Annotated in this window: 17 protein-coding genes; 12 read left to right on the forward strand and 5 right to left on the reverse strand. The window is 55.7% G+C overall.

Going from position 1 to position 20831, the window contains the following annotated elements:
* Positions 1 to 99: 99 nt before the first annotated feature.
* The 3 genes from ACTNC3_RS08885 to ACTNC3_RS08895 form a co-directional block, all read right to left on the reverse strand.
* Positions 100 to 1866 (reverse strand): ABC transporter ATP-binding protein, encoded by a 1767-nt coding sequence (locus ACTNC3_RS08885; protein ID WP_441227187.1) that lies wholly within the window; start codon positions 1864 to 1866, stop codon positions 100 to 102.
* Positions 1867 to 1979: 113 nt separating this feature from the next.
* Entirely contained in the window at positions 1980 to 2753 is a 774-nt protein-coding gene (locus ACTNC3_RS08890; protein ID WP_410043373.1) for an energy-coupling factor transporter transmembrane component T family protein, read from the reverse strand.
* Positions 2754 to 3021: 268 nt separating this feature from the next.
* Positions 3022 to 3624, reverse strand: a complete 603-nt coding sequence (locus ACTNC3_RS08895; RefSeq protein WP_441227188.1) for an ECF transporter S component — start codon at positions 3622 to 3624, stop codon at positions 3022 to 3024.
* Between the two features lie 246 nt (positions 3625 to 3870).
* Between ACTNC3_RS08895 and ACTNC3_RS08900 the strand changes: the two genes are divergently transcribed.
* From ACTNC3_RS08900 to ACTNC3_RS08920, 5 genes are all read left to right on the forward strand, one after another.
* The gene (locus ACTNC3_RS08900) at positions 3871 to 4455 is read left to right on the forward strand and encodes a cysteine hydrolase family protein (protein WP_410043298.1); all 585 of its coding nucleotides are present in this window, start codon (positions 3871 to 3873) and stop codon (positions 4453 to 4455) included.
* A 105-nt stretch (positions 4456 to 4560) separates the two neighbouring features.
* On the forward strand, positions 4561 to 5877 hold the full coding sequence (locus tag ACTNC3_RS08905; RefSeq protein WP_441227189.1) for an MATE family efflux transporter: 1317 nt from the start codon (positions 4561 to 4563) through the stop codon (positions 5875 to 5877).
* Between the two features lie 189 nt (positions 5878 to 6066).
* Positions 6067 to 7317, forward strand: a complete 1251-nt coding sequence (locus ACTNC3_RS08910) for a dicarboxylate/amino acid:cation symporter (protein ID WP_441227190.1) — start codon at positions 6067 to 6069, stop codon at positions 7315 to 7317.
* Between the two features lie 121 nt (positions 7318 to 7438).
* On the forward strand, positions 7439 to 8290 hold the full coding sequence (locus ACTNC3_RS08915; protein WP_441227191.1) for an alpha/beta hydrolase family protein: 852 nt from the start codon (positions 7439 to 7441) through the stop codon (positions 8288 to 8290).
* A gap of 253 nt (positions 8291 to 8543) precedes the next feature.
* Positions 8544 to 9839 carry an ATP-binding protein gene (locus tag ACTNC3_RS08920; RefSeq protein WP_441227192.1) on the forward strand — a complete coding sequence of 432 codons (1296 nt, stop codon included), beginning with the start codon at positions 8544 to 8546 and terminating at the stop codon, positions 9837 to 9839.
* Positions 9840 to 10098: 259 nt separating this feature from the next.
* Here ACTNC3_RS08920 and ACTNC3_RS08925 read toward each other — a convergent pair whose 3' ends face one another.
* Positions 10099 to 11133, reverse strand: a complete 1035-nt coding sequence (locus tag ACTNC3_RS08925; protein WP_441227193.1) for a L,D-transpeptidase family protein — start codon at positions 11131 to 11133, stop codon at positions 10099 to 10101.
* Positions 11134 to 11438: 305 nt separating this feature from the next.
* On the opposite strand from ACTNC3_RS08925, the gene ACTNC3_RS08930 reads away from it, so the two are divergent.
* Positions 11439 to 12656: a M20 family metallo-hydrolase gene (locus ACTNC3_RS08930; RefSeq protein WP_441227194.1), complete on the forward strand. Its 1218-nt coding sequence runs from the start codon at positions 11439 to 11441 to the stop codon at positions 12654 to 12656.
* 124 nt (positions 12657 to 12780) lie between these two features.
* A complete protein-coding gene (locus tag ACTNC3_RS08935) occupies positions 12781 to 13227 on the forward strand; it encodes an HIT family protein (RefSeq protein ID WP_410043282.1) in 447 nt (148 codons plus the stop codon).
* A 43-nt stretch (positions 13228 to 13270) separates the two neighbouring features.
* On the opposite strand, the gene ACTNC3_RS08940 is transcribed toward ACTNC3_RS08935, so the two are convergent.
* On the reverse strand, positions 13271 to 14314 hold the full coding sequence (locus ACTNC3_RS08940; RefSeq protein ID WP_441227195.1) for a threonine aldolase family protein: 1044 nt from the start codon (positions 14312 to 14314) through the stop codon (positions 13271 to 13273).
* Positions 14315 to 14815: 501 nt separating this feature from the next.
* Here ACTNC3_RS08940 and ACTNC3_RS08945 point away from each other — a divergent pair.
* The 5 genes from ACTNC3_RS08945 (at position 14816) to ACTNC3_RS08965 (ending at position 20724) form a co-directional block, all read left to right on the forward strand.
* The gene (locus ACTNC3_RS08945) at positions 14816 to 16003 is read left to right on the forward strand and encodes a hypothetical protein (protein WP_441227196.1); all 1188 of its coding nucleotides are present in this window, start codon (positions 14816 to 14818) and stop codon (positions 16001 to 16003) included.
* 129 nt (positions 16004 to 16132) lie between these two features.
* Positions 16133 to 17053, forward strand: coding sequence for a sugar phosphate nucleotidyltransferase (locus tag ACTNC3_RS08950; RefSeq protein ID WP_441227197.1), 921 nt, complete (start codon positions 16133 to 16135; stop codon positions 17051 to 17053).
* Between the two features lie 4 nt (positions 17054 to 17057).
* On the forward strand, positions 17058 to 18344 hold the full coding sequence (locus ACTNC3_RS08955) for a DUF5711 family protein (protein WP_441227198.1): 1287 nt from the start codon (positions 17058 to 17060) through the stop codon (positions 18342 to 18344).
* Positions 18345 to 18359: 15 nt separating this feature from the next.
* The gene (locus ACTNC3_RS08960; RefSeq protein ID WP_441227199.1) at positions 18360 to 19310 is read left to right on the forward strand and encodes an ROK family glucokinase; all 951 of its coding nucleotides are present in this window, start codon (positions 18360 to 18362) and stop codon (positions 19308 to 19310) included.
* 1 nt (position 19311) lies between these two features.
* A complete protein-coding gene (locus ACTNC3_RS08965; RefSeq protein ID WP_441227200.1) occupies positions 19312 to 20724 on the forward strand; it encodes an ATP-binding protein in 1413 nt (470 codons plus the stop codon).
* The last annotated feature ends 107 nt before the right edge of the window (positions 20725 to 20831 follow it).

Consider the following 20831-nt stretch of genomic DNA (forward strand, 5'->3'; position numbering starts at 1 on the left):
AGAATCTTTTAGATTGTAGGCGCTTCCTAAATTTATGTCAAGTTTTCGTAGACGGTTCAGACAGGGGATCCGGGAGGGGCGGCAATGCTTCTTTGATCATCACATCTCTTCCAGTTCTTCCAGCAGCTCGTAGAGCGGCGGGGCGGCGAGGGCGGCCTTTTCGAGGACCGGGTGGTTCCGGAAGACCTCAGCCGGTGCGCCGTCAGCGAGGATCTCGCCGTGCGCCATCGCGATGACGCGGGCGAAGGAGTTCGCGACGAAGTCCATGTCGTGGAGGATTGCGATGACGAGCTTCCCCTCTGCGGCCTTCGCCTGCATGATCTCGCGGATTTTCTCACGTCCGTTCCAGCTCTGGCCGATGGTCGGCTCATCGAGGATGATGACGTCGGTGTTCATCGCGAGCACCGAAGCGATGGCGACCATCTTCCGGTCCGAAAGCTCGAGATCATACGGGTTCTCGCCGGCCTTCTCGTCGAGGCCGACCATGCGCAGTGCTTCGTGGGCGCTGGCCTCCGCCTCCTGTGGGGACATGCCGATGTTCAGCGGCCCGAACATGACCTCCTCGAGCACCTTATACTTGAAGATCTGGTCGTCCGGATTCTGGAAGACGTAGCCCACGCGGGACGCGAGCTCCGCGACGGTCTTCGTCTCGAGGTTCTCGCCCTGGTAGCGGATCTCGCCGCTGTCCGGCTTCAGCAGGCCCTTCAGCACACGCACGAGGGTCGTCTTGCCGGCACCGTTCTGTCCGATGATTGCCGTCGGCCGGTGGTCGAGTGCGAGGTTCAGCCCATGCAGCACCTCCCGCCCCTTCACATAGGAGAAGCGCAGGTCCTTTACCTGGAAGGTGGCGTCCGCTGCGCCGGCAGCTTCCGAAGCGTGGTCGCTGCTTCTGGAAGCAGAAGCAGCGGCGGCAGCGGCATCCACACCAGCGCGAGCAGGCTGAGCTGCGACCGGCTGCGGCGTCGCACTCTCCATCTGAACCCCGGCGGTCATCGTCCGGAGCGACGCGATGAGCGTCGCACGGTCCACACCGGACGCTTTCACGCGTTCCAGCGTTTCCGCATGCGTCACCGGGAGGGTGCCATCCTCGAAGACGAGTGCATTGGCACGGGCGAAGCAGGTATAGGCCGGTGGATTCACGCCGAGATCATAGAGATCCTCGCGGGAGAAGATCTTCCGCGGCGTGTCGTAGTCGACGACATGACCCTGGTGCATGAGGAGCACGCGGTCACAGTAGCCGGCGAGCTTCTCGATCTTCTGCTCGATCATGATGATCGTGATGCCCATCTTCGTGAGCTCGTCCACGGTATGAAAGACCTCCTCGGAGCCCTCCGGATCGAGCTGGGAGGTCGGCTCATCGAGGATGAGGACGTCCGGCTTCATCGCAAGCACAGAGCAGATGGCCACGCGCTGAAGCTGACCGCCGGACAGGTCGAACGGATTCCGGTCGCGGTACTCCCAGATGCCGAAGCAGCGGAGCACGGACTCGACGCGGGTGCGGATCTCCTCCGGCGGGAAGCCGAGGTTCTGAAGACCGTAGCCGACCTCGTCGTAGACCGTGTCCTTCGCGCCGCTCAGCTGATTGAACGGATTCTGGAAGACGAGGCCGACGTGGCGGCAGAGCTCGGACACCGGCGTGCTGCGCGCATCCATGCCACAGACCGTGACGGAGCCGCCGTACGCGCCCTTGTAAAACTGAGGGATGAGACCGAGCAGCGCCTGGCTGAGCGAGCTCTTGCCCGCGCCATTCTCACCGGCGATGCCGATGAACTCGCCCTTTTCGACCGTGAAGCTGACGCCGTCGAGCGCGAGCTGCGTCGTTCCCGGGTAACGATATTTAAGATCCTTCACTTCGATGAGAGACATGATTTCCTCCGATTTCGAAATTACGCGATGCTCACCATACGCGGCGGGCCCGCTTTATAACCCTATGATGGTCTGCTCCCCGCGGCAGCTGCCTGGGCCAATGCCGTCGGCCGTCACAGTACGTGGGTGACGCGCAGCACGAGGGTCACCACCACGGCGAGGATGCTGAGCGTCTTCAACACGTGGTCTGCCTTCGAGTACGGGTGGCTGTAGAGATAGGTCTTCTTCGCGGAGCCGCCGAAGCCACGCACCTCGAGGGCGATGGCACGCTCACGGGTCGAGGTCAGTGCGGACATGACGACCGGGGAGATGAGCGGCAGAAACGCCTTTGCACGGGTAAGGAGGCTGCCCTCGGTCTCCATGCCACGGCTTCGCTGGGCGTCGGAGATCGTATTCATCGTGCCGGTCATCTGCGGGATGATCTGGAACACGGAATTGATGATGTAGCCGAACTTCGGACTGAAGCCCTTCTTCTCGAGCTCCTCGACCAGCTCCGACGGACTCGTGGTCAGCACGAGGATCGCAAAGCTGAGCAGCATGTTCAGGATATTGAGGCCGATGTGCGCAGCGTAGAGAAGTCCTTCCTTATAAAAGTGAATCGGTCCCAGGGAGAAGAGGACGGTCATGTTCTTCTGGTTGAAGATGCCCTGGATGATCACGACGGTCAGGATGATCGTGAAGGAGAAGGCCAGCAGCGGGAAGGCCCTGTGCACGAGCCCCGCACTCTTCAGAAGCAGGATGCTTAAAAGGATCACGCCGAGAAAGACCGTGAGATGCCCGGAAATCAGCGGCACCGCGATCGCCGCGACGAGATAGAAGATCTTCGAGAACGGATGAAGCTTCGTCAGCCAGGAGCCGTTGTTCGTATAAAGAGAGATGGATTTCATGATGTTCACCCTGTCGATTCCGCTGCAGCGGCTTTCGGTCCCGGACGGGCGGGCATCCCGATGGATGCATGAGCCAGAGCAGACAGAATCTTTAAAAGAAAGGCGGCCACCCAAATCCGATGACCGCCCATGTTTCAATGTTCAATTTTTATTGTAGCAAATGTTTATCCATCCGTCGAGACACAAGCCGCTTAGGAACCCCGGCTTAGAGTTTACCGGTCTCGGAGTACTGAGCTTCTGTTGCCGCCCCTCCGGGATTCAACGAATATCAGTCGAGCGACTGAATATCGCTGCCGGCATCATAGAGCGCAGTGAGCTTCTTCGGCAGACCCTTGATGATGAAGTAGACAATCGCGAGGGTGATGATCTTATCCGGTACATCGACCACGATCTCGTCGAGGAGGGAACCGAGGAACACCGGCATCTTCGCTGCCTGTGTCGCTGCGAATACAGCGTCGCCCCAGACATTGCCCGTAGTACCGCCCCAGAAGATGATGTTCAGCGGTGTGGAAACCAGAACCGCTGCGAAGCCGCCGGCACATGCGGTGAGCATTGCCTTCGGAAGGGTCTTCATGTAGCCGAGACGTGCCATCACGCCGACCGCGATACCGATGAAGAAGGACGTCAGTGCATACACGAGTGTGATGTTGTCGCCGGTGGTGAAGCCATAGATCAGGTTGTTGGCTGCACCGCAGATACCGCCGATGACCGGACCGCCCAGGATCGCGCCGATGCAGGTACCGATACAGTCGAGCCAGAGTGGCAGCTTCAGTACCGCTGCGAACAGCTTACCGAGGTAGTTGATACCGATACAGGCCGGAATCAGAACGATGACAGGTGTGGTGAAGTTTGTTTTAAAAAGCTTTCCCATGATTCTCCCCTTTTCATACAGGTCTATAGCTCAACGCATAAAATATGCTATAGTTACAAAAGATTATAACATGGAGTATCAAAATTTACATGTATTTTACCGAAAAGAGCGGATGTTTCGAAATCTTTGTTAAGAATCACACAAGTATGTGATGTATTCGAGAAGGAATTCGGCGCTATTACCGCGTGACTTTTTTCAAATATATGGTACGCTTCGTGACACTATGCGTCAGAAAGGATGGAAGCTATGAGAAAAGAAGATACGATCCTGGTGATCGATATGCAGAAGGTCTACCAGCCGGGGAATCCCTGGGCCTGCGCGCACGTGAACGAGGCCGCACAGCAGATCGAGATGCTCCTCGATCATGTGCTGGAGCTTCGCGACGCGCCGAGCGTCCTGCTGACCCGCTACATCGCGCCGGCAGACGAGGATGCGCAGGGCGTCTGGGCCGACTACAATCGGGAAAACCGCGCCATCAACGAGAATCCGGTCATGAGCGAGTTCATCCCGGCGATCGCCCGCTACGTGGAGGAGTTCCCGTATATCGACAAGTGTACCTACAGCTGCTTCTCGAACGAGTACGTGCGCGTCGCCGCCGACCGCAGCATGGTGCATGGCGGACGCATCGTCCTCACGGGTGTTGTGGCGGAGTGCTGCGTCCTCTCGACCTTCTTCGAGGGCACGGATGCCGGCTACCGTTTCGTGTATCTCACCGACGCCTGCGCCGGGGTGGATGCGGACAGTGAGCGCGCGGTGCAGACGATCCTGCAAGGGCTGAGTCCACTGCATGTCGAGCTCATGACGACCGCGGAGTACATCGCCGAGAGATGATACATTAGATTGGGGGCTTAGAGTTCACCGGTCTCGGAGTACTGTGCTTCGATTGCCGGTGCTCCGGGGCCCCTTAACAACATTGCATTGAATAGTGAGGTTTTTATGAATCAGAACAACGCGCGGCCGACGAGTGTCGCGGCGCTCTTTACAGAATACGTAGCGACGAATATCATCGGGCAGATCGGTATGTCCGCCTACATCCTGGTGGATACCTTCTTCATCTCCATCGCGGGTGGGGCGACCGGTATGGCGGCGCTGAACCTGGTGCTCCCGTTCTATGATCTGATCTTCGCCTTCGGCGATATGTTTTCTGTAGGCTCGGCGACACGCTTCACGATCTGCCGGGCACGCAGCGAGGATGAGGCGGACCGCTACTTCACGAATTCCATCGTATGGTCGCTGATCTGCAGCATCCCGTTCATGCTGCTCGGACTTTTCTGCGTCCCACAGATCCTGCAGCTCCTCGGTGCGGATGCGGAGGTCTCTGCGATGGGCATTCCGTATACCCGGATCTTCATGATGTTTTCACCGCTGTTTATGCTGAACCGCTGTGTCAGCGCCTTCACCCGGAACGACGGTGCGCCGCGCACCGCGATGGTCGCCGTGTTCCTGAGCGGTGTCTTCAACATCATCTTCGACTACATCTTCATGTTCCCGATGAAGCTCGGCATCGCCGGTGCCGCGCTCGCGACCGGTATCGCACCGATCGTGAGCTGCGCGGTCTGCGGAACGCATATGTTTACGAAGAAGTGTTCGATCCGGATGAAGAACTGGAAACCGTCATGGCGCATGATTCTGCAGGCCTCGCAGCTCGGGACCTCTGCATTCGTCGGCGACATCGCATCGGGTGTGACGATGCTGGTCTTCAATTTCCTGATCCTCTCGCTGACAGGCACGGTCGGCGTCGCCGCCTTCGGTGTGGTCTGCAACATTGCCCTCGTGGAAACGGCGGTCTTCGGCGGTATCGCGCAGGGGGCGCAGCCGCTTTTCAGTGACTTCTACGGCCGGCGGATGACGAAGCAGGTCGGTGAAACGCTGCGGCTCGCGATGATCTCGTCGCTGGTGTTTGCGCTCCTGTTCCTGCTCGTGTTTAATCTTTTCCCGGTGCAGATCGTGGAGATCTTCAACAGCGAGCAGAACCCGGACATGGCGCGACTCGGCGTGCAGGGCATGCGGCTCTACTTCCTCGGTTACCTCTTCGCCGGCGCGAACATCGTCGGTGCGGGCTACCTCTCCGCGACGGAATCCGCGATGTGGTCCTTCCTCGTCTCGATCGTCCGCGGCATCGTGGCGATCATCCTCTGTGCCCTCCTCATGGCGTGGCTCTTCGGCATGACCGGCATCTGGCTTGCCTTCACCGCCGCCGAAGCCCTCACCGCCGCGCTGCTCCTCGTTGCGCTGCGGAGGAGCAGAAGATAGGTAAACTTTCAGCCGGAGAATCTGTAAACTGAATAATTGTAACAGTCCGGGTCTCCCTGCCCGAACTGTTACGAAATGATTTTCAAGAGATGTCCAGACCGGGCGTCTCTTTCCTTGCCTTTACTGCTTTAAAGTGCTATAACGATAGCTATCTACTATCTTTAGGTCATAAGTGGAAAGGGGAAAATTATGAGTACTGAAAAGCAGAGTAAGTGGGAAGCCTATAAGCAGCCGGTGATTCTGATCGCCTGTGTGCTGGTGGGTGCGGTTCTCGGCATCGTGCTGGGCGACAAGGCAGCGTTTCTATATCCGATCGGTCAGATCTGGCTGAACATGCTCTTCGTGCTTCTGGTGCCGCTGATTTTCTTTTCGATTTCGAGCTCCATCTCCGCCATCGGGGATACGCGCCGTGTCGGAAAGCTTCTGATCATGACGATCGCGATCTTCATCATCACCGCTGCGATTGCGGGTACCATCATGTTCATCGTGACGGCGATCTTCAAGCCGGACACCAGCATCACGATCGAGACGACCAGTGCCGCCGTCGAGAGCGCAGAGCAGTCTATCGGTGATCAGATCGTCAACACCTTCACCGTCAGTGACTTCCCGGATGTCATCACCCGTGCACACATCCTGCCGCTGATCGTATTTACCGTGTTCTTCGGCATGACCGTGTCGACCCTCGGTGAGAAGGGCCGTGCCGTTTCCGAGTGGCTCGCGAACATGTCCACGGTCTTCTACCAGATGGTCAACATCCTCATGAAGTTCGCACCGATCGGCCTCGCCTGCTATTTCGCAAACCTGACCGGTACCTACGGCCCGGAGCTGCTCGCCTCCTATGGTCGCGGACTCCTCATCTACTATCCGACGATGTTTGCGTACTTCTTCATCTTCCTCGGCCTCTATGCTTTCGTAGCTGCCGGACGGTGGGGCGTACAGCATTTCTTTAAGGAAATCTTCGTACCGGCCCTGACCTCGCTCGGTACCCGTTCTTCCGCCGCCGCGCTGCCGCTCCAGCTCCGTGCCTGCGATAACATGAACGTGCCGCGAGAGGTCTCCTCGGTCGTATGTCCGATGGGCGCGACGATGCACATGGATGGTGCCTGCCTCGCGACGGTCTATGAGATCGTGCTCTGCTGCGCGCTCTTCAATCATCCGCTGAACGGCATCGGTGACTATGCGTATGCACTGGTGATCGCCGTCGCCGCATCCATCGCCGTGTCTTCCGTGCCGGGCGGTGGTGCCGCTATGGAAACCATGCTGATCTCGAGCTTCGGCTTCCCGAGCGCGGCCCTGCCGATCCTCATCATGATGACCCAGCTCTTCGACCCGGGCTGCACCCTCGTCAACTCCTGCGGTGACACCGTCGCGTCCATGATGGTCAGCCGCTTCCTCTATGGTAAGGACTGGTATAAGCGCGCCCCGGAAAAGGCGGATTAAGCTACCTCATCTCAGGCCAATGACTACATCCGTGCACGGACCTGTACAGTTCGGCAGTAGCCAGAGGTAGGCCGCCGAAGCTGGACGGGCCCATGCGTAAAGTATAGAAAGGGATTTTCTCATGTATCAGAATCGAGACTATCTGTTTCGGGATCCGGACTACCGTGCCGATCCCGCGAAGCGAATTTCCTATGTCGACACACTGGACATCTTCGTAGAGGGTGCCGAGCTGTATGGTGAGATCTATGTGCCCGGTGAGATCTATGAACGTCCGCTGCCGACCGTGCTGCTCGTGCACGGTTTTCCGGGCATCGTCTCGAGCGACGACCTCGCCCAGGCGCTCTGCCGTGCTGGCTTCCTCGTGATGCGCATGAATCACCGCGGAGCCTGGAACTCCGAGGGCAGCTATGCGATCTCCGGCTGCGTCACGGATGCCATCACGCTCGCGAAGTATGCGGCGAGCGAGGGCGCAGAGCGCTATGGTGCAGATCCAGAGCGGATCTTCTTCTGCGGACACAGCATGGGCGGCAACACCGTTCTCCAGGCGACGCGGGCACTTTCGTGGATCCGGGGTACCATCATGATGGCACCCTATGACATCGCTTATGCCTTCACGAAGCATGAGGAGCAGAGCCTCCGGGACATGATCGCATCCTCCGATGGCCGACTTCTCCGTCTCAACACAGAGGAAGAACAGAATCGTGTTTTCCAGGATGCGGAGGCGCACTGGGAGGCGTTTCACTTCACCCAGGCTGTACAGGACATGAAGGATCGAAACCTTCTGATGATCGGCGGCATCCTCGATCAGGTCGCACCGGTACAGGAGATGATCGAGCCACTCTGGACCGAGCTCGAGAAGCTCGGCACCGCCGCAAACCACCGGAAGGTCTACCTCCCGGGTGACCATGGCTTCCAGAGCTGCCGCATCGCCCTCATCGAAACCATCGCCGACTGGCTGCTGGAGCTGATCTGAATTATATTTTTGACTGTTTTTTCTTATCCGGAAGGTTGTTTGTGGACAGCCTGTCCGGATTTTCTTTTGTGGTTTTTCAGACCGGAACGATATCTCATCAGCATATAATGTGATTGTAGAATAGAAAAATGCAACAAGTTACAAAAATCTATTCTGATTTCTTACTGCCATATTGATTTTTGAAGTCTATCTGGACATAATAAAATAGAAAAGTGCAACATGTTGCAAAAATCTTTCGTAAGGAGATTTTGATATGGAGATTCGCAGAGATTTTTATTTGGATAAGTTGATAAAAAGAAAAAACAATGGACTGATTAAGGTAATTACTGGTATTCGTCGATGTGGCAAATCCTACTTATTGAATAATCTGTTTTATCATCACCTGCTGGAAAACGGAGTCGATGATGACCACATCATTCGTTTTGCCTTTGACTCAGCAGATGATCTTTATCTGATTGGCGAAAGCCTGATTCAGATTGAAAAGGAAAAGCGTGGAGTTGAACCCGAAAAATTCATGGCATATATCCATTCCAAAGTCGTAGACGAAGGAATGTATTATCTGCTTCTTGATGAAATTCAGATGTTGGATTGCTTTGAGGCTGTTCTGAATGGTTATCTGCGCAAAGATAATATGGATGTATTTGTGACTGGAAGTAATGCAAAGCTCCTGTCCAAAGACATTGCCACCGAGTTCGCCGGTCGTGGCGACGAGGTTCATATGTATCCTCTGAGCTTTGCCGAGTTTATGACCATTTATAACGGTGATAAATACATGGGATTATCTGAATATATGTTATATGGCGGTATCCCTCTGGTTGTTCTTCGTGAGGGAGCAAACGAGAAGGCAGTTGTATTACAGAATCTGTTCAATGAAATTTATCTTCGAGATATTATCAAGCGTAACCGAGTGAAGAACATTGGAGAACTGGAAGATCTTTTGAACATTCTTTCCTCTGCTATTGGTTCGCTGACCAATCCGGAAAAATTGAAGAATACGGTCAAGACGGTTAAGAAATCCAGAATTACTTCCGCTACCATTAAGAAATATCTGGATTGTTTTGAGGATTCTTTCCTGATTGAATCAGCACAAAGATATGACATTAAAGGAAAGGATTATATCGAAACTCCAAAGAAATACTATTTTTCCGATCTTGGACTTCGCAATGCAAGAATCAATTTTCGCCAGTTTGAGCAAACCCATTCTATGGAGAACGTAATTTATAATGAACTTCGTATGCGTGGCTACAGTGTGGATGTAGGTGTAATCCCCATTGCAGATCGTGATCGGGACGGTAAAGTTATTCGCAAACAACTTGAGGTTGATTTTGTATGCAATCTTGGTTCGCTCAGATACTATATCCAGTCTGCATACTCGCTGCCAGATGAAGCAAAGCGCACGCAGGAAATCAGACCGTTCAGAAAGATTGATGATTCTTTCAAGAAAATCGTTGTTACCAAAGACATCGTTCAGCCATATTACGATGAGTATGGTATCCTGACTGTGAATATTTATGACTTCCTTCTGGATCCGCAGATACTGGAAAAATAAGTATGATCGCAGACGAATTCTTCATAAGATTCCGTATAGCACACTATGATTTACGAATAGTTATAGCCTGAAGAATGTGCATAAAAATATCGATCATCGTGGTTGCTGTTCACTCGTGACCAGGCACAGGTAAGGCCGGACCGCTTAACTAATCTTAGTTGATACGGGCCGGCCTTTCTGGCAATGATGATTCAAATCTTTGTATAGGGCTCTGAAAGCAGAAAACACGCTGGCTTAGGTCAATGTCTCCGACCTTCCATCAGTCACATACCACGATGACCGTGCCTGGCGTGATGAGCTCGAAGAGCGTCTTCGCGTTCTTCGGTGGCAGGTTGATGCAGCCGTGGCTGCCGCTCTTCAGGTAGATGTTTCCGCCGAAGCTGGAGCGCCAGTTTGCGTCATGGAGACCGATGTTGCCGTTAAACGGCATCCAGTAGGCGACCGGAGATTCATAGCTCGGCTTTCCGGTCTGCGGATTGATGCGTCCGCGGAGAACACGGTCCCGCTGCTTGTACTTGAGCGCGAAGACACCGGTCGGAGTGGCGCGGTCCGGATCTGTCGCGGTACCGGTGACGCACTTGCTGTCCCAGACGCAGTTGCCATTCTGATAGAAGTAGACATGCTGGGAGGAGATGTCGATTTCCACGAAGGTCTTTCCCCACTGCGGCATCTCGGTCTGCACGGCGCGGGAGGCGTACACCGGCTCGCGGGTCACGGACTGAAGGCTCTGAATGTTTGCAATCAGGGCTTCGGTTTCCTTCGCCTGATCGATGTGCCAGCCATAGTCGGTCTTGATGGACTTCGTCGTGCCGTCCGCACTCTGCCAGGTCTGTGTACCGGCCGGGGTATCATATTTATTCCGGAGCCCCTGTACATAGGCGGCCACCTTCGCCGCATCGACGGATACGGTCAGGCCCTGACTGCCATTTACCCAGGTTGCGATCGTCAGACCGTCGAGGACCTCCGTCTGATTGTTTGGCAGCTGGTAGGTGACACTCATGCCGTTCACGGTGGCGAGCTTCTGACCGATGGCCATGGCCTCCGCCGGTGATACGGTGCCCTGGTTGATCGAATTCATGTTGATGGAAGCGCCCGTACCCGTGCTATTCTGCGCCTTCTGCTGAGCTGCTTTCTGAGCTGCCGCCTGAGCCGCTGCCTCATACTGCGCGTTTGCAGCCGCCGCAGCCGCCCGCGAACTGCTCGCCGAAAAACCAGGCCCCGCATACGCGGTCAGCTGCAGCAGCGCGCTCATCGCCACAACCGCCGCCAGATACTTCTTCATGCTCTTTCTCATACATTCACCCTCCAAAAACTTCCGGGAACGTCATATACTCGTGAAAACGGATTTCACCAGCCCCTGCGATGGACAGCAAAAGCCGTCTACGATTCGGGATACGTATCACGCGAAGCTCACTATCTCTATGTTAGCGAATCCGAACGGAAAATGCTATAGAGAGAAGCTTACCGATTCTTACGATATTATTAGGTATTCGGTAATAGTTCAGGTTCTCTTGCAAAAACGATAAAAAGTATTAATGTATTCACATATTCAAAATCGGACGGTTATTCGATAGTGCTCTCGAAAATGAGGTGACATTTATGATGGGAAACGAAGCTGGGTTAAAAATAGAAGAGATGCTGTGCCAGCTGGCCGATGCGACACGTATCGACGGAGAAATCTGGCGTGCAGCGTACACTCCGGAAGACAGAATCGCGAAGAACATCCTGCGTGAGTGGATCGAAGAGCAGGGGCTGGAATACAGAGAGGATGCGATCGGGAACGTGTATGGGCGGCTTCCGGGGACAAAGCCAGGTACCGTACTGACGGGATCCCACCTGGATACTGTAAAGAATGGTGGAAAATATGATGGCGCACTGGGCGTTGTGACCGGTGTAGCCGCGCTGGGATACCTCAAACAGTCGGGCTACGTTCCGAAGCACAGCCTGGAAGTGGTCGGTCTGATGGAGGAAGAGGGCAGTTGTTTCGCTTCCGGCTGTCAGGGGAGCCGTGCGATCTGTGGCACGCTGAAAGAGGAGGATCTTGAGGAAGTCGGCCGTGATGGTGTCACACTTCGTGAAGCACTGTTATCTGCCGGGTATCAGCCGGAAGCGCTGAAAAGCGCGAAACGTGACGATATTCGAGCGATCGTAGAGCTGCATATCGAACAGGGACCGGTGCTTGAAAGTGAGCAGAAGCAGATCGGTATTGTGGACAGCATCGTCGGTATCTTTAACTATGAGCTGACCATTCAGGGAAGCCAGAACCATGCAGGTACCACCTCGATGCCGTTACGGCACGATCCGGTGGTGGCTGCTGCGAAATTTATCACAGAGTCTACCCGTCAGATGATGGAGCAGGCCCCTTCCGCCACCCTGACCTATGGCATGCTGCAGGTATTTCCTGGGATGCAGAACGTCATCGCAGATCACGTAGATCTGCGCATCGATATGCGCGATGGCAGCGAAGAGGCACTGCTTCAGGATGAAGTGATTCTGAAGCGTGCGCTGGAATCCATCGAACGCAAGGGCTTTAAGACCCGGCTTAGCAAGAATCATTGCCTGGCGTCCGCACAGATGGATCCGAACGTGATTCAGGTGATCGAACGGCACTGTAAAGAAAAACAACTGGCATATAAGCATATGAACAGCGGTGCCGGTCACGACTCGATGGTATTCGGAAAGCATTTCCCGACCGCAATGATTTTCGTGCCGAGTATCAGAGGTATCAGCCATAATCCGGCAGAAGCCACCGCTGCAGCGGATATACAGACCGGCTTTGAACTGCTTTGTGATGTGTTAAAAGAGTTATCAGAATAAAAAGGATGGTCTGCAACATCACTCTGTAAGCGCTTTCCATACTGCGTCATCGGTGATATAATCGTAGAGAATGAACATAAGCGTGCTGGTCGACAGCATGAGCATGAAAAAGGAGGATTTTGATATGGCAGATATGGCGAAGGAACATCCAGACTGTGCATACTGCGCAAAGGGCGAGCTGGTAAAGAAGTTCGGTTATGAGATCTGTGAGCTGCCGGCTTCCACCGTTTATCTTTTCAAGGAGCAGAGCCATCCGGGCAGATGCATCGTGGCATCGAAGCACCACGTATCCGAGATGCTGGAGCTCAGCGAGGCAGATCGCGCAGCATTTATCGCGGATGTCGTAACGGTTGCCAATGCGATTCATGCGGTATGCCACCCGAACAAGCTGAACTACGGTATGTACGGCGACACTGGCTGCCATCTTCACATGCACCTCGTTCCGAAGTATAAGGATCAGTTCGAGTGGGGCGGCACCTTCGCGATGGATCCGAACATGAATAAGATCACCGACGAGGCCGAGCTCGAGAAGATCGCTGCACCGCTTCGCGACGCGATTCTCGGAAAGTAAAATTTAAAACCGGAAGACACCCGTGCAGTGCCTTCCGGTTTTTTTATTTCTTCACTTCGTCGAGAATCTCCGCGAGGGCAGCGACCTGTGCGCTCGTGGTCGCCCAGGAGCTGCAGAAGCGGACGACCATCTGGTCCTCGCCGTACGGCTCCCATGGGGTGCAGATGACGTCCCGTGCCTTCAGCGCCTCGAGCGTCGTCTTCGGCAGGATCACAAACTGCTGGTTCGTCGGAGAGTTCAGGAAAAACGCGTATCCGCGGTCACGGAAAACCGCCTTGAGCTCCTCTGCGCGGTCGATGGCATTGACCGAAATCTCCGTGTAGAGCTGGTCGGTGAACAGCGCGTCGAACTGCACGGCGTTGAGGCGGCCCTTCGCGAGCAGCGCGCCATGCTCCTTGATCATCGTTACCATCTGCTTCGGTGCCCCGCCGTGCGGATACACGACAGCCTCGCCGCAGAGCGCGCCGACCTTCGTGCCACCGATGTAGAACACATCCGTGAGGCGGGCAATGTCTTCGATCGTTACGTCGGTGTCACGGCTCATGAGTCCGTAGCCGAGACGTGCGCCGTCGAGGAAGAGCGGAAGTTTCCACTTCCGGCAGACCTCAGCGATCGCCTCTAGCTCCGCCTTCCGGTAGAGCGTTCCGTACTCCGTCGGATGGCTGATGTAGACCATGCCCGGGAATACCATATGATCATGGTCGCCGTCCACATAGAACGCCGCCACCATGTGGTCGAGCTCCGCGGCATCCATCTTACCGTCGTGGCTCGGAAGCGCCAGGACCTTGTGCCCTGTGAACTCGATGGCACCCGCCTCATGACAGTTGACATGACCGGACTGCACAGCGACCACACCCTCGTACATCCGAAGCGTCGTGTCGATTACCGTCTGGTTCGTCTGCGTGCCACCGGTCAGGAAAAAGATTTCCGCCTCCGGATGTCCGATAAATGCGCGGATCTTCTCCTTCGCACGGTCACTGTAGATATCGGTACCGTAGCCCGTCAGCTGCTCCATATTCGTCCGTGTCAGTGCCTCCAGCACCTTCGGATGACAGCCCTCTGTATAATCACTTGCAAAATTCAGCATGATCGTCCTCCTGGATTTTTCTCCGCCCTGTGCGGAAACATACATAAGTAGCATTTTAACACTGCGCGGCGTTAAAGCCAACTGATTTGAAGATTTTGTAACAGTTCAGGCAGGCAGGGGACCCGGAGGGGCGGCAACGGAGGCCATACGTAGAGACCGTGTGAAATCAAGCCGGGTCCCCTTAGCGGCACTTGGTACTTTTTTCCTTAGCACCCTCTAGCAACGCTGAGTTTTCATGAAGAAAACTCAGCGATTGCAGAGGGCCTAGTGCCGCTTAGGGTCCCCGGCTTAGATTGAACCGGTCTCGGAGTACTGTGCCTCCGTTGCCGCCCCTCCGGGTCCCCTGCCTGAACTGCTACAAGATTTTGATGCCATCCCTACTGTCCGCCGCCCTCTTATTGAAAACCCCTGCATAACTTGGTACAATAAGATGATGCATTATCGACACTTTACGAACCCTTCGAAAAGGTTCATGATATAGAAAAGAAAGGAGCAGCGAGGATGAAACTCCGTACGTTTTTCCTGACGGCGGCAGCCTGCGTGATGCTGTCCGCGATGAGCGCGATGACGGCGCTGGCAGCCGGGATCAGCACGGTCCGCATCGATCTGGCCCCGGAAGAGGAGAGCAGCATGACCGCCGGCGACATGTCGAGCGGTGAGGAGCCGGCGACCTACGATCATCTCTACTTCGTGTATGATTACAGCACCTCCGGCGACCGTACGAAGCCGGGCAAGTCCTACACCTACACGATCGAGGTTCACCCGATGGCGGGAAACAGCTTCACCGAAACCTGTGCCGTCGAGGTCCTCGGTGCGACGAAGGTCGAGATGCTGAGCCGGAACGAAAACGCGATCCGCCTCCGCTGCACCACCTACCCGTTCTACGTACTGAAGAATCCGACCGGCTTCGAGCATAACGGCGACGAGATCAGCTGGGATAAGGTGATGTACGCGACGAAGTATAACGTCTACATCTACTGGACGGACGCAGACGGTGATTATCACGAGAATAAAACCTCGGTGACCGGTCCGAAGCACGCGGTCAATGTCTCCAGCTACAGCTCGGGTGGCCGCTCGGTCGACCACATCTCCGTGCAGGCAGCGGCCTCCGGCGATGGCGGCGGTTTCATCGCGAAGTCCATGTTCATCTGTGATGACGCGACGGTCGATGGTGATAAGACCGAATCCGATTACAGCTTCTCGATCCCGACCGCGCGTTCCAACGCGATCGTGACGAGTAACTCGACCGTTAAGGTGAAGAACAACGCAGAAAAGGTCTTCGGTCCGGGCTTCAACCTCCAGCAGGGCAGTCCGGCGAGCACCCTGAATCCGACCGGTGTGACCGGCACGGGCAGCGGACAGTGGATGCAGTACATGAATAAGTGGTACTACATCGCCGGCAATCAGTTCCTGACCGGCTGGATCTGTCCAGACGGCCTCAACTGGTACCTCATGGGTTCAGACGGCGCGATGCTGACCGGCCTCCAGCGCGTGGATGGCCGCTGGTATCTGCTCAATACGACCGAGGGCGCGACCTACGGCGCGATGCTCCATGGCTGGTGGAAGATCAACGACAAGTTCTACTACTTCAACCAGCTGCACGACGGCACCTTCGGGGCGATGCTGACGAACACGACTACCCCGGATGGTCTTCACGTCGGCGCAGACGGCGCGTGGCTCGGCTACTGATATATGAATATGCACTTCTCTTACCTGCCGATGTCGGGATGATGGGGAGATGTGGTTCAGTAGAAACATACATAAGCATAGGATATGAGATTGCCCGCGTTCTGCGGACGAGAGAGGAAGTAAAGTAAAATGAAAAAAACGGCACTGGTAATTATGGCGGCAGGTCTGGGATCCCGTTTCGGCGGTGGTATCAAGCAGCTGGCGAAGCTGGGACCGAGTGGTGAGATCATCATGGATTATTCCATCCACGATGCACTGGAAGCCGGATTTGACGAGATCGTGTTTATCATCCGTAAGGATATCGAGAAGGATTTCCGTGAGATCATCGGCGACCGTGTCGAGAAGATCGCGAAGTGCAAGTATGCCTTCCAGGAGATCGACAAGCTGCCGGAGGGCTACCGTGTACCGGAGGGCAGAAAGAAGCCGTGGGGCACCGCGCATGCACTGATCCAGGTGCGGGATCTCATCGACTGCCCGTTCGCCGTCATCAATGCGGACGACTTCTATGGCCGTGAGGGCTTCAAACTGATTCATGACTACCTCGTAAATACGATGGATGAGGATGCACCGGCCTTCGATATGTGCATGGCCGGCTACATCGTGGGAAACACCCTGTCCGATCACGGCACCGTCAACCGTGGTGTCTGTGTGATGGGCGAGGGCGGCTATCTTCATGAGATTGACGAGACCTACGACATCGCGAAGCAGGCGGATGGAAAGCTCATGGGTAAGGATGGCGATGGAAATCCGGTCGAGGTCGATGGCAATGCGATCGTTTCCATGAACATGTTCGGTCTTCCGGAGAAGTACCTGGATGTCCTCATCGAGAACTTCCCGGCATGGCTCGACGAGCACGGTCAGGAGATGAAGAGTGAGTATCTCCTTCCGGCGGAGATTTCGAAGCTGATGCTCGCGGGTAAGGCGACGGTCAAGGTGCTGGAAGATCATGACCGCTGGTTCGGCGTGACCTACGCAGAGGATAAGGAAGCCGTGCAGCAGTCCTTACAGGAGCTCGTAGATCAGGGCGTATATCCGCACAGCTTATATTAAAAACATGGCAGATATTGAGAGAGAAAATCGAAAACAGGAGCTGCGCCGTCGCGTCGTCGATACGAAGGAGCTGCTGCAGCAGGAGGCGGAGCAGGCTGAGGAGAAGGGGAAGCGGAGACATAGTCGTCGCCGCCTCCTCGTTTTTCTCGTCGTCGTACTGGTGCTCGGCGCGCTTGTGGCGGGTGCAGTATATATGATGAAGCGGCCGTATACAGGCTTTTCGCAGAACTGGCGAAACAGCTTCACCGGTGAAAACGGCGTGAGCGAGTCGGACTATGAGGACTATGAGATCTTCGGCGACGGCTTCCTGAAGGTGACCCGTGATGGTGCGACCTATATCGATTCGTCGGGGAAGACCATCTGGAATCAGTCCTACGAGATGAACAGTCCGTATGTGTCCATCAGTGGAGACTACTGTGCAATCGCCGATCAGGGTAAGACCGCGATCTATATCATGAATAAGACCGGTACCACCGGACAGGCAGAGACGAATCTACCGATTACGAAGATTTCAGTGGCCGGCACCGGCGTCACCTATGCACTTCTCGAGGATTCGAAGGCGAGCTATATCACCGTCTTCTCGAAGGAGGGTGCGGCGCTGGATATTTCCATCAAGTCGGTGCTCGACGGTGACGGATATCCAGTGGATATCGCAGTATCACCGGATGGCACGGAGCTGATCGCGTCGTTCGCCTCCATCGAGAACGGAACGATCCAGAACAAGGTCATCTTCTATAATCTGAGTGAGATCGGCCAGAATGCCGGCAGTAACCGTGTCGTGGGTGGCTTCACCGACGATTTCAGCGGACATCTCGCCGGACGGGTGCATTTCTCGGATGATACGCATGCACAGGCCTTCTATGATGGCGGCATCGCCTTCTTCAGTACGAAGGTGCTGACGAGTCCGGAGCTCAGCCAGAAGGTCGAGATCGAGCAGACGATCCAGGCGATTACCTATGCGGACGACTACATTGGCATCATCACGGATAACAGCGATTCGGAGACCTCCGTGGATCCGTACATGCTGACCGTATACCGGCTGAACGGCCAGACGGTGTTCTCGACGCCGTTCCAGCTGAACTATACAAACTTCGATATCGATCAGGACAGGGTCCTGGTTTATAATAATACCACGCTCCAGCTTTACGACATGAGCGGCACACTGAAGTACAGCGGCAACATCGATACCTCGATCTCCAGAGCGCGGGTAGCGCATGGCATGAAGAATCCGCTGGGCCTCGATCTGCTCATCGGAAGTGCGGGCGCGATGGAATCTGTAAAGCTGAAGTAGCAGGAGGGGGCTCATATGAATCAGTATTGTGTAGGCGTTGATGTAGGCGGAACGACGGTGAAGTGCGGTATCTTCACACTCACCGGTGTTCTGATGGATAAGTGGGAGGTTCCGACCCGTAAGGAAGAGGACGGAAAGTATATCCTTCCGGATGTCGCAGATGCGCTGAAGAAGCGCCTCGAGGAGAAGGGCATCGAGCTCACGGACATCGAGGGCATCGGTATCGGTGTGCCGGGTCCGGTCGAGCCGAACGGCTATGTGCACGTCTGCGTCAACCTCGGCTGGCATGATCACTGGCCGGCGAAGGAGATGCAGGAGCTCATGGGCGGAAGGATCCGCTGTGCCGTCGGTAACGATGCCAATGTTGCCGCCCTCGGCGAAATGTGGCAGGGTGGCGGTAAGGGCCACGCAAATCTCGTGATGGTGACCCTCGGCACCGGTGTCGGTGGCGGACTGATCATCGACGGTCAGATCATCGCAGGCGTCCATGGCGCCGGCGCAGAGATCGGTCATATCCAGGTGCGTGACGGTGAGCAGGAGGCCTGCAACTGCGGCGGCCATGGCTGTCTCGAGCAGGTGGCCAGTGCGACCGGTATCGTCCGCGAGGCAAAGCGTAATCTCGCGGCGAGCGACGAAGCCTCCACGATGCGTGCGTTCGGCGATGCGCTGAGTGCCCGTGATGTCTGCGACTGTGCGAAGGCCGGTGACCCGCTCGCGGTGAAGACCATCGACACCAGTATGTACTACCTCGGCCGTGCCCTCGCCACGATTTCCATGGTGGCGGATCCGGAGATCTATGTCATCGGTGGCGGTGTTTCCAGAGCCGGTCAGTACCTGATCGACCTCGTGAAGAAGCACTATGCAGACTACACGCCGATCCTCACGAAGAAGGCAGACATCGTGCTCGCCACCCTCGGCAACGACGCCGGCATCTACGGCAGCGCGAAGCTCGTCCTGACGAACTAAAGTGAAACGATCCTTATTTGTAAAATTTATCGTGGCGTATATCGTCTTCGGTGTGCTGGGCTTCATGGTCGTGGCGATCCTGTCCTCCGGACTCACCTACCGCTACCTGATCCGGGAGCGGGCGAACAGTCTCTACAGTGAGGCGACACTGATCTCCTCGACCTATTCCGAGACGGGAAACCTGAACCTGAGCACCGACGCGGTGAGTCAGCAGATGAAGGCGGTCTCCACCTTCCTTGATGTCGACATCTGGATCGTGGACCGAAACGGAAAGGTGCTGAGCGACACCGCGGAGGAGGCACATAAGAACATCGAGATCCCGGATTTTGACAGCACGATGACCGGCATGCGCTATAAGCTCGGCCGCTATCACGATCTGTATCCGGACGAGGTCCTCTCGGTCATGGCGCCGGTGACCCGTGGCTACATGACCGGCGGCTATGTTCTCATCCATGAACCGGTCGAAAACATCGTCGCTTCACAGAACGACATCCTGAACATCGTCTACCTCACGGCGCTCATCATCTTCATCCTGTCGCTGCTGATCATGGCCGTCTTCTATGTCATCGTCTACCGCCCGCTGAAGCGTATCACGGAGGGAGCCACGAAGTATGCCGCCGGCGACTATCACTACAAGATCACGACGAACTCGGAGGATGAGATGGGCTACCTTGCGGAGACCCTGAACTTCATGTCGGATGAGATCTCGAAGTCGGACGACTATCAGAAGCAGTTCATCGCGAACGTCAGCCATGACTTCCGCTCTCCGCTGACCTCCATCAAGGGCTACCTCGAGGCCATCCTCGACGGTACGATCCCGGAGGAGCTGGAGCCGAAGTACCTCATGCGCCTGATCTCCGAGACGGAGCGCCTTACGAAGCTGACGCAGTCAATGCTGAGTCTGGGCACCCTGGATAAGAAGGGCTTCCTCAGCCGGACGAACTTTGATGTGAACCGCGTGATCCGTGACGTCTGTGCGAGCTTCGAGATGACCTGTCAGAAGAAGGAGCTCGTCTTCGAGCTGACCTTCGCCGAGAAGAAGGAGATGGTCTACGCGGACTACAGTAAGATCCAGCAGGTGCTCTATAACCTGATCGATAACGCGCTGAAGTTCAGTAATCCGAAATCCTCGATCGCGATCCGCACCGGGATACGCGGCCAGAAGGTCTTCGTCTCCATAAAGGACACCGGCATCGGTATCCCGAAGCAGGACCTCGCGAAGATCTGGGACCGCTTCTATAAGGCGGATCAGTCCCGCGGCAAGGACAAGCACGGTACCGGTCTCGGTCTCAGCATCGTGAAGTCCATCATCACCGCACACGGTGAGAACATCGACTGCGTCTCCACGGAGGGCGTCGGCACCGAGTTCACCTTCACACTACCGCAGGCCAGCTACGAGCTGCCAGAGACATAAGAACAGAACCCCGGAGGGCCGGCAGCCGTTGGGCCCCCCCACTCTCGGCGGGGCCGGGCGGGGGGGTTTTATTTATCATTCAGATCTTTTTTTGCACACTCCGCCCC

The sequence above is a fragment of the Oribacterium sp. HCP3S3_B9 genome, from assembly GCF_052064255.1.
GTDB lineage: Bacteria > Bacillota > Clostridia > Lachnospirales > Lachnospiraceae > Oribacterium.